Origin of the sequence: Mesorhizobium sp. M7A.F.Ca.AU.001.01.1.1 (assembly GCF_004022735.1) — a bacterium.
GTDB lineage: Bacteria > Pseudomonadota > Alphaproteobacteria > Rhizobiales > Rhizobiaceae > Mesorhizobium > Mesorhizobium ciceri.
This window is the reverse complement of sequence record NZ_RZPF01000226.1, coordinates 1-8,576: the sequence shown is the minus strand read 5'-3', so window position 1 is coordinate 8,576 and position 8,576 is coordinate 1. Positions and strand designations below refer to the sequence as shown.

7 protein-coding genes and 1 riboswitch are annotated in these 8,576 nt (G+C 58.3%); of the genes, 4 read left to right on the top strand and 3 right to left on the bottom strand.

Going from position 1 to position 8,576, the window contains the following annotated elements; all coding sequences use genetic code 11:
• The 3 genes from EN884_RS15755 to EN884_RS15740 form a co-directional block, all read right to left on the bottom strand.
• Positions 1–271: FAD-dependent oxidoreductase (locus EN884_RS15755; protein ID WP_128360619.1), on the bottom strand; the 271-nt coding region annotated here is incomplete at its 3' end.
• On the bottom strand, positions 268–2,103 hold the full coding sequence (thiC, locus tag EN884_RS15750; RefSeq protein ID WP_063169414.1) for a phosphomethylpyrimidine synthase ThiC: 1,836 nt from the start codon (positions 2,101–2,103) through the stop codon (positions 268–270). The genes thiC and EN884_RS15755, both read right to left, overlap by 4 nt.
• Before the next feature lie 103 nt (positions 2,104–2,206).
• Positions 2,207–2,323: riboswitch (TPP riboswitch) on the bottom strand.
• A gap of 317 nt (positions 2,324–2,640) precedes the next feature.
• Positions 2,641–2,904 carry a hypothetical protein gene (locus EN884_RS15740; RefSeq protein ID WP_082826710.1) on the bottom strand — a complete coding sequence of 88 codons (264 nt, stop codon included), beginning with the start codon at positions 2,902–2,904 and terminating at the stop codon, positions 2,641–2,643.
• Between the two features lie 491 nt (positions 2,905–3,395).
• On the opposite strand from EN884_RS15740, the gene EN884_RS15735 reads away from it, so the two are divergent.
• The 4 genes from EN884_RS15735 to EN884_RS15720 form a co-directional block, all read left to right on the top strand.
• Positions 3,396–4,733 carry a metallophosphoesterase gene (locus EN884_RS15735; RefSeq protein ID WP_063169413.1) on the top strand — a complete coding sequence of 446 codons (1,338 nt, stop codon included), beginning with the start codon at positions 3,396–3,398 and terminating at the stop codon, positions 4,731–4,733.
• A gap of 2 nt (positions 4,734–4,735) precedes the next feature.
• Complete coding sequence (locus EN884_RS15730) at positions 4,736–6,802, top strand: hypothetical protein (RefSeq protein ID WP_063169412.1); 2,067 nt, start codon at positions 4,736–4,738, stop codon at positions 6,800–6,802.
• Positions 6,799–7,854 carry a hypothetical protein gene (locus tag EN884_RS15725; RefSeq protein WP_063169411.1) on the top strand — a complete coding sequence of 352 codons (1,056 nt, stop codon included), beginning with the start codon at positions 6,799–6,801 and terminating at the stop codon, positions 7,852–7,854. The genes EN884_RS15730 and EN884_RS15725 overlap by 4 nt, the downstream gene beginning before the upstream one ends.
• Positions 7,855–8,254: 400 nt before the next feature.
• Positions 8,255–8,576: transposase (locus EN884_RS15720; protein WP_164753654.1), on the top strand; the 322-nt coding region annotated here is incomplete at its 3' end.

The following is an 8,576-nucleotide window of genomic DNA, read 5'->3' as shown; positions in this document are numbered from 1 at the left end:
GCGGCGCGGCCACGACCAATGTCCCGGCCCGTGTCACCTGACCCGACAGCACCGCATCCCACCAGTCGGCAGCATCGCGTCCGAGATCCAGCACCGGCTGCTCCGCGCTTTCGCGCTCGCACCATGGCGCCAGCATGCCGCCGGCGAACCACGACGCGTTGCCACCAAGGCCATGCCGCATCTCGGCGACGGTGACCGTCGCGCCGCGGGCGGCGAGTTCGAAAGCGACGGTGAGGCCGGCAACGCCGGCCCCTTTGACGAGCACCCTCATGATGGTTTGGGAGCCTCTGGCACGACCGGTACGCCAGTCTCGTCCGCCTGCATGTAGAGATCGCCGCCCTCCCGGTATTTTGCCGCCATTGCCGCCATGCCTTCCTTCTGGGCCTCGGCACGGATGTCGTGGGAAATGCGCATGGAGCAGAATTTCGGCCCGCACATCGAACAAAAATGTGCCAGCTTGTGCGCCTCCTTGGGCAAGGTCTGGTCGTGGAAGGACCGTGCGGTTTCGGGGTCGAGCGACAGGTTGAACTGGTCCTCCCAGCGGAACTCGAAGCGCGCGCGCGAAAGGGCATCATCCCTGGTTTTCGCTGCCGGATGGCCCTTCGCCAGATCGGCTGCATGGGCGGCTATCTTGTAGGTGATCACGCCAATCTTGACGTCGTTGCGGTCGGGAAGGCCGAGATGCTCTTTCGGCGTGACGTAGCAAAGCATTGCGGTGCCGAACCAGCCTATCATGGCGGCACCTATCCCTGAGGTGATGTGGTCATAGCCCGGCGCGATGTCGGTCGTCAGCGGCCCCAACGTGTAGAACGGCGCCTCACCGCACACTGCGAGCTGCTTGTCCATGTTCTGCTTGATCTTGTGCATGGGGACATGGCCCGGGCCTTCGATCATCACCTGGCAGTCCTTTGCCCAGGCAATCTTGGTGAGTTCTCCAAGTGTTTCCAGTTCGGCGAATTGCGCCGCGTCGTTCGCATCGGCGATTGAACCGGGACGAAGGCCGTCGCCGAGCGAGAAGGAGACGTCATAGGCTCTGGCGATGTCGCAGATCTCCTCGAAATGCTCGTAGAGGAAGCTCTCCCGGTGATGGTGCAGGCACCATTTGGCCATGATCGAGCCGCCGCGCGAGACGATGCCCGTGACCCGGTCGACGGTCAGCGGGATGTAGTGCAGCCGCACGCCGGCGTGGATGGTGAAATAGTCGACGCCTTGCTCGGCCTGCTCGATCAGCGTGTCGCGGTAGACCTCCCAGTTCAGATCCTCGGCGATGCCGTTGACCTTTTCCAGCGCCTGATAGAGCGGCACCGTACCGATCGGCACCGGCGCATTGCGCACGATCCAGTCGCGGATGTTGTGGATGTTGCGGCCGGTCGACAGGTCCATCACCGTGTCCGCGCCCCAGCGGATAGCCCAGACCATTTTTTCGACCTCTTCGGCCATCGACGATGTGACAGCCGAGTTACCGATGTTGGCGTTGATCTTGACCAGAAAATTGCGACCGATGATCATCGGCTCGCTCTCGGGATGATTGATGTTGGCGGGAATGATTGCGCGCCCGCGCGCCACCTCGTCGCGCACGAATTCGGGTGTGACGAAATCTGGGATCGCCGCGCCGAAGGCTTCGCCGTCGCGTTGCAGCTTGCCGCGCATCACCTCGCGGCCGAGATTCTCGCGGATGGCTACGAACTCCATTTCTGGCGTGATGATGCCGGCGCGCGCATAGGCAAGTTGGGTCACCGCCTTGCCCTGCTTGGCCTTGAGCGGCCGATTGCGTATCGGAAATTCCGGTGTCAGGCGCTCGCCGGTGGCGAATCCATTGTCTTCCGGCCGGACGTGGCGGCCGTCATAGGCTTCGACATCGCCACGCGCCGTGACCCATTCGTGGCGAAGCCGGGCAAGGCCTTTTTCGATGCTGGTTTCGACTGATGGATCGGTGTAGGGGCCGGACGGATCGTAGACGGTGACGGGCGGTTCGCCGGCCGTCGGATGGACGGAAATCTCGCGCATCGGCACCCTGATCTGCGGGTAGAGGACGCCGGGCTTGTGGATTTTCCGCGAGGCGGGCAGTGGTCCCGTCGATACGGCGGGGGTGAGGGCATTCATCGTGAGGCTCCTTTGCTCATGCATTGGAGACCCAGTTCTGTGCCGGAAGGATGAAAAGACGCTTCTGTAGACCTGCTGCAACAGGACCTCGGGCGTAAACTCCCGCAAAGCGCTTGCACCGTCCCTACGCCAGTATGAACTGGATCAGGTTCAACGGGTCACTGCGCCGCGAAAGCCAGCAGTATCTCAGCCCCTTGCCGGGACTCCCCTGGTGAATGCCTTAGGTTGAACGGGCTGACGCTATCTTGTCAAGCGCATTCGGGCGCCTTCGGCCGGTGGCGACGACCGGCGGCCAGCCGGGCGGAGAGCTCGCGCATGCATCGGGGACAAGTCACGCCCCGTAGACCGGGGCTGAATGGCCAAAGCCTCATTCGCTTCGTGAAGGATGGAGAAACTGTATTGGCCATGTGCGCGTATCGACCAAGTAGCTCAGGCGGTCACGGATGTGGTTATTCTGGTCGAAGGTGACGAACGGCCTTGGGGGTCACCTCCTTTAGGATTCAGAGGTTGGAAGACGGCTTCTCGCGATCACGGCCATCAGGAAATACCTGTCTTCGGCTCAACCTCGACATGGCGTCCGATCGACCGCAGATATACAGCTATCTCGTTCATGAGATGATCGCGTTCGCCGTAGATTTCAGCAATCCTACGCAGCTGTGGCTCGACGGCCCTCCGTTGCGCTGGCGTGAAATCAGCATCGCCAAAGACGTATCCCAAGTTGCCAATCGCGCAAATTTTGCAGCCGGCGTCCACAACTGCTTGTACGAATGCCGGAATGTCTTTTTCTTGCATGGTCTTCATGTCGAACCTCTCGTGAATGGCGTGCTTGCGCCCCAATCTGCCTTTTCAGCGTGTCCTCTGGGCGGCGCAAGCCCTGAGCGTGACTGTGCACGGGCAACCTCGACTATCCCATCTGCCACGCTCTTTAGAATCGGTGGGGTCTGGTGATCGCAGGCTGGGCCACTCAAAAGCCTGCAAGAAGAAAGTCATGGCGACCATTGCTCAAGATCGCAAGGGTGCGTGCAAGACCTTCCGTTGGCAGTCATGCACGCTCGCTCAGAGATAGTCCGGCCGCGGAAATTCTCCCTTATTCGTAAGAAAGCTCATTGAGCAACTGGGCATTGAGCAACTGGGTCTCACGTCACGGGTCTCGTGTGCTTCACAGCCGAAAAATAGCCGCCGTGGCAATTCTCGAAAAGTGCAGGCTACCTCGTTAAGGACACTGCGGATGATCGTTCGCGCTTGGCAAAAGCGAACGGATTAGTCTATGGCTCTCGGCAGGGGGGCGAGTTATGCGGCGGGTGCGAATCCTTCAAGTAGGCGATATTCACTATCCGGACTGGCATCCTTCCTCTAGCAACATCGATGCCAAGGATAGCAAGTTCGCTCCGAAAATAACGCAGAAGCTACGCGCGTCTTCGCTGCGTGCCGTCTTGACGAAACTTCGGCGGCTGACGACTTCGAAGCCCTTGGATTCGATCGCCTTCATGGGGGATTTCACGAGCCGTGGCGACAAGACCTTCATTGCTTCGGCATTCCAGCATTTCACGTTGCTCTGCCGCGCACAGGGACGCAGTTCAAAGGCGCTTCCGTTGATATTCGTACCGGGAAATCACGATGTGAACCGTGATGACGCGCGCGAACTTGGACCGACTGAGAAATTCAGCGAAATGGCGAGTTTAGCCGCCCGCTTGGGTTGGCAGACCGTTCCCGTGGACCAACCCGTGCACTTCAGACTTCCGACAGGATCCGCAGGCGCAAACTTCATCCTCGTCAACACAGCGATAGGCAGTTGGGAGCTTCAAAACCTTCCCGCGTTCCTTCGTGATCGTCTCGAGGCACTCAGTCCTTCTACAGAGCCTCTAGATCTCGGCTCGCCGGACATCTCGGGACATTCGCCCGCGACACCTCCCAGCGATCCAGACAAGGAGGCGTCCGACGACGAGTATTACGGTCAGATGGACACGCCATACATCTCGCGTGAGATGCTTGCAGGCCTACAGGAATTGCTCCAGCAGCCCGACATGCGTTACGGCATCATAATCGGCCATCACAATCTGCTGCCACAAAAGACTCCGCGCATTACGCCATACGCGGAGATGCTCAACAGCGGATTTGTCAGAACTCAGCTGCTGCAGGGCAACAAGCCTATCGTCTACCTGCATGGACACATACATGCTGATCCGGTCGAGATCGTCAACGATCCAAGGTTTCCGGACGGCAAATTGATCTGCATCTCAGCACCAGAGATACAGTCAGGTTTCAATGAGCTCGTCTTCTTCACGACCGATCAGGGAGAGCTCGTCGGCATCCGACTTATACCCTACCGCACCAATGTCGCCGACGGGACGGTCATGGAAGGCGAACATTGCTTTATTTCGACCATGTCCAACGGCAAGGCCTTTCTGAACAACGACACGTTTGACCTGCTGCGCCGACTGCGCGACCATGCCACCAGGCGCGGGAATGGGTTACTCTTCTGGGACGAGATCACTGAGATTGCTGCCTCCGCCGAGCTCGGGCTAGATCTGGAAGACTCTCTTCTGATGCTCCAAGCGGCGCGCTTCATCGAGATAGACGGCCTCACCAAGGCAAACTCGGCTTGGCGCATTAAGGTAAGGGACGAATAGCGATGGAGAATCCGTTCGGCCCCAACAGGATCGAGTACGAAAGCCGCCCGATACTGTGGTTCAGTCAGAAGTCGGCGTTGATTTCTGCCGCCGCCAAGCCGGTCTTCGTCGCAGGGACGAGAGGCAGCGGCAAGACCAGCATTCTTCGCTCGCTTTCCACAGTCCATATTCTTGAAGACAAAAGTCTCTCGGACCAAGTCGGCAAGCTCGCTTGGTATGGCGTCTTCTTCCAGCTCAATGAGACATTCTCGCCCCTAATCGACAACGCCGTTCTGAACCTCATTCCGGAGCGGATACGCTTCGACACGGCCGCCGTGATCCCGCGGCAATTCGTAATCTTCTCTCACTATCTGGAGCTGAAGATAGTCGAACGCCTGCTCGAGAGCATCGGCCAGCTCAGACGCGACGGCCACTTGAAATACCGGGCCTCCGAAGATAGGGACGTCGCCCTGGCACTGCATCGCGAAGTGCTGCACTTCATACCCCAACCTGCCCGTCTCGACTTCTTCAGCATCGATGAGCTGCGGGGTGGGATAACCCGGTACGTCGACGAATGCTTCAACGCGTTCTTCTTTGCCGCCGATGCCGGAGCGACCGGCTTCAGAGCAACAGACCCTGGCGCGATCATTAACAAGGTCGCGACCGCGATCACTCCACTTTTAAATGGCCCATCTTTCGCCGGTGACAGGGCGCCCTTCTTCAAGATACTGATTGACGACTGTGAAGCACTGACACCGCTCCAACAGCAGTTCCTGAACACCTTGGTGAGAAAGACGCGCGGCAACGTGAAATGGGTCCTCGCCTACATCGGCGGCCTCTACGACACGATCCGGACGATCATACCCGGCCAGTCGCTCTCGAATGCTGACCGGGACGTCGAGAATCTTGATTCAGTCGATCCGAGGGAGTTCGCCACGCTGTGCGAGAACGTGTCGTCGCTTCGGCTGTACTATGCGCTTCCTGACCATCTGCGGAGTGATCTCGAGCGCAACGATGCGCTCAGCGCGTTTTCGCTCAAAAACCGGCTGGGGCGGCTTTCCGTCAATGACATCATCGAGCGGGTTATCATATCGGGTCATTCCGAGGGCAGAGAAGAGCTTGTGGCACTTGCTGATGCAGCACGTGAATTCCTCTCCGTGAATTTGAGGACGGCGGATCAGCAGCAATTCCTTCTTGATCGAAAAGCGCGCCCTTATGCCGAAGGGCTGGCGCTCGCGCTCATGAACCCGGAAATTAAGCGCCGGCCCATGAGCAAGGCGGATGCTTCAAATCTGAAGAGGTCGATCGCCCGGAAACAGGGATGGGCTTTTCTGAAAGCGTGCCAGATGCTGCGTCTGCATGACTACCCGTACGTAGGGCACCAGATCATCACATCATTGAGCGACGTCTGTATACGCGATTTCCTTGATATAATGGGAGAGATCTTCCGCCGCAGTGTTCCGAGTTCCAGTGATCCACGAAAACTGGTGGAATTCATCAACTCGGATTTACAGATTCATCTCGAACAGCAGAGACAGGCTGTGAACGCCGCCTCTCAACGGAAGCTTGATGGACTTCAGGCGCTTTCACATCCGTACGAAGAAGAGAGCGTGCGCATGGTGCGGGCGTTGGGTTACCTGACCGCTCGCCTCCAGACAGAGTTTGCCGAAGAAAATGCTCTAGGAACGACAGAGAGAGGCATTTTCAGGGTTGATCTAAAGGAAATGCGCTCGCTGGTGAACCGACTGGAGCAACCCAGCGGAAAACTGGACGAGGTCCTGCGTCGGGCGGAAAGGGATGGGTTTATCCGGGAGGTCTCCGCCGCCGGCAACTTTGAGGTGGACCGCGCCGACCCCGCATCGAAGGAGATGATGATCAGATTGCATCGGCGATTTGCACCTTACTTCGGGTTCTCCTATCGCGGCCCGTACGAAATCAACACAATCCCTGCGGCGCGGATGGTCGACCTGCTTTTTACCAGGCATCGGCTCCCAGAAGACTGGGCCGACTCGGTGTTTAAGGAGCTCGTCGCGCGGCCCGCACTCAAGACCGAATTCCAGCACTCGCTTTTCGAGAGCGATCTCGAATGACCGCTTCAACTGTCGAGTATCGAGTCTTCGGCCATCTGGCCGTCACCGAGAAGGCGAGAGATGCAGGTACCTGCGAAACGATGGAGGCAGATATCGCGATCGTCGCGCTTGGATGGGAAACGCGTTTCGCCGCGTTCGAAAACCATCTTGACCTGAAGGTCGGCAAGATCGTGGTTCTGGACTTTGCTCTGAAGGAAGCGAACGTCCCAGCCGTCGAAGAAAACCGGCGAAAGCTCATCGCTATGGGTACCCGATGGGGCGTCGAAGTGACTGTGATCACCCTCGAGCCTTCCATCGAGTATCAGAAGAACATCAATCTCCTCGATCACCTGCTCACTCAGATGGCCGCTTCATGTGGCTCATACGAAGGAAGCCTGCGGAAGGTTTTCGTCGAGTGCTCGACGATGCCGCGAATCTACATCCAATGGCTGATTGCGGTGGCATTCAAGAAAATGTCGATTCAGTCTCTCGAATTCGGGTACGCCGAAGGTATCTACGGGAACGCGATCGGCAAAGAGGATTTTTCCAGCGGCTTGGACCGATACGTCACCGTCCCTCATCTTCAAGGCAGCGGAGGAATGGGCGAAGAGAAAGTCCTGCTCGTGGGGATCGGAGGAGATGCCGACGTATTCTACGGATTGATCGATATCGTCAGTCCGGAACGGATCTCGCTCCTCGTCCCAAGAAGCGACAAGAATGCGCATATCGATGCTTTGCTCGATCAACAGGTGGCCAAGGTACGTGAAACCCACCGGCTCGAAGATGGCGAAGTTCGCGACATCCAGGCTTTCGGGCTGATGGCCCACCTCGATGCTTTCGAGACGTATCTCGACGGGTTCGGCTCGCGTGCGGTGGTGAACGTTTTTGTCAGCGGCCCGAAGGTTCAGGCCATCGCTGCTGCCGTGCTCGCCTGCTCCGACAGCCGCGTCCATCTCAAGGCAAGAATTCCCACCTCCTATGCCCATCGTGAAGTCTCAGCGAATGGGCGGTATCATATCTATAGGCTGATTGACCTGACATCCCCTGCCTGCAGCCTTCCCGGGACGTTCTGACACTATCTTGCATTCGAGTAGCATCATGGTCCCAGTAGCCGTTCCGCCAAGCCTTCAGCGCATGTTCGTGTCGCCCGATCCGGTCGATGGGGGGCTAATTCCCACTTGGAAGCTGCTCTACATCAGATCAGGGGGGAATGCAGACTGGCAGAATTCCGTCTAATTAGCGACTAGCTAAAACATATACTCAGGCGAGACTGTTCAGCATAGAAATAGTGAGTCGGCCGTGAACTATCCGCAAGCCATTGATCTGGCCTGTTGATTGAGGCGGATAGCGGCTTTGGAATTGCAGGATTAGCGGTATTTGGACGCTGTTTTCCTGCAATTCGGTTTTGCGATTCCCTTGTGGCGCGGAGCGTGATTCACTCGGTTCGGCGGCGGCGAATCGAGGGGACAGCGAATGTCCAGGCCACGCGAGAAGCGCGAGACGGGAGAGCAGGACCTGTTCCGCTCCCGGCTCGACCAAATCATCAACATGAAGCACGAGCTGGTGCGGCTGGCGCAGGCGATCGACTGGCCGGTGCTGGAGGAGCGTTTCGGCGCCGTCTATTCGGACGGCCCCGGCATGCCGCCGCTGCCGACCCGGCTGATGGCGGGGCTGGCGATCCTCAAGCACACCTTCAACCTGTCGGATGAGGTGCTGTGCGAGCGCTGGGTGGAGAACCCTTATTTCCAGTATCTCACCGGCGAGACGTTCTTTTGCCATACGCTGCCGTTCGACC

Excerpts from the sequence above, each read along its gene's own strand:
- EN884_RS15735 (WP_063169413.1), top strand. The coding sequence starts at position 3,396 with ATGCGGCGGGTGCGAATCCTTCAAGTAGGCGATATTCACTATCCGGAC.
- EN884_RS15740 (WP_082826710.1), bottom strand. The coding sequence starts at position 2,904 with ATGAAGACCATGCAAGAAAAAGACATTCCGGCATTCGTACAAGCAGTT.
- thiC (WP_063169414.1), bottom strand. The coding sequence starts at position 2,103 with ATGAATGCCCTCACCCCCGCCGTATCGACGGGACCACTGCCCGCCTCG.
- EN884_RS15725 (WP_063169411.1), top strand. The coding sequence starts at position 6,799 with ATGACCGCTTCAACTGTCGAGTATCGAGTCTTCGGCCATCTGGCCGTC.
- EN884_RS15730 (WP_063169412.1), top strand. The coding sequence starts at position 4,736 with ATGGAGAATCCGTTCGGCCCCAACAGGATCGAGTACGAAAGCCGCCCG.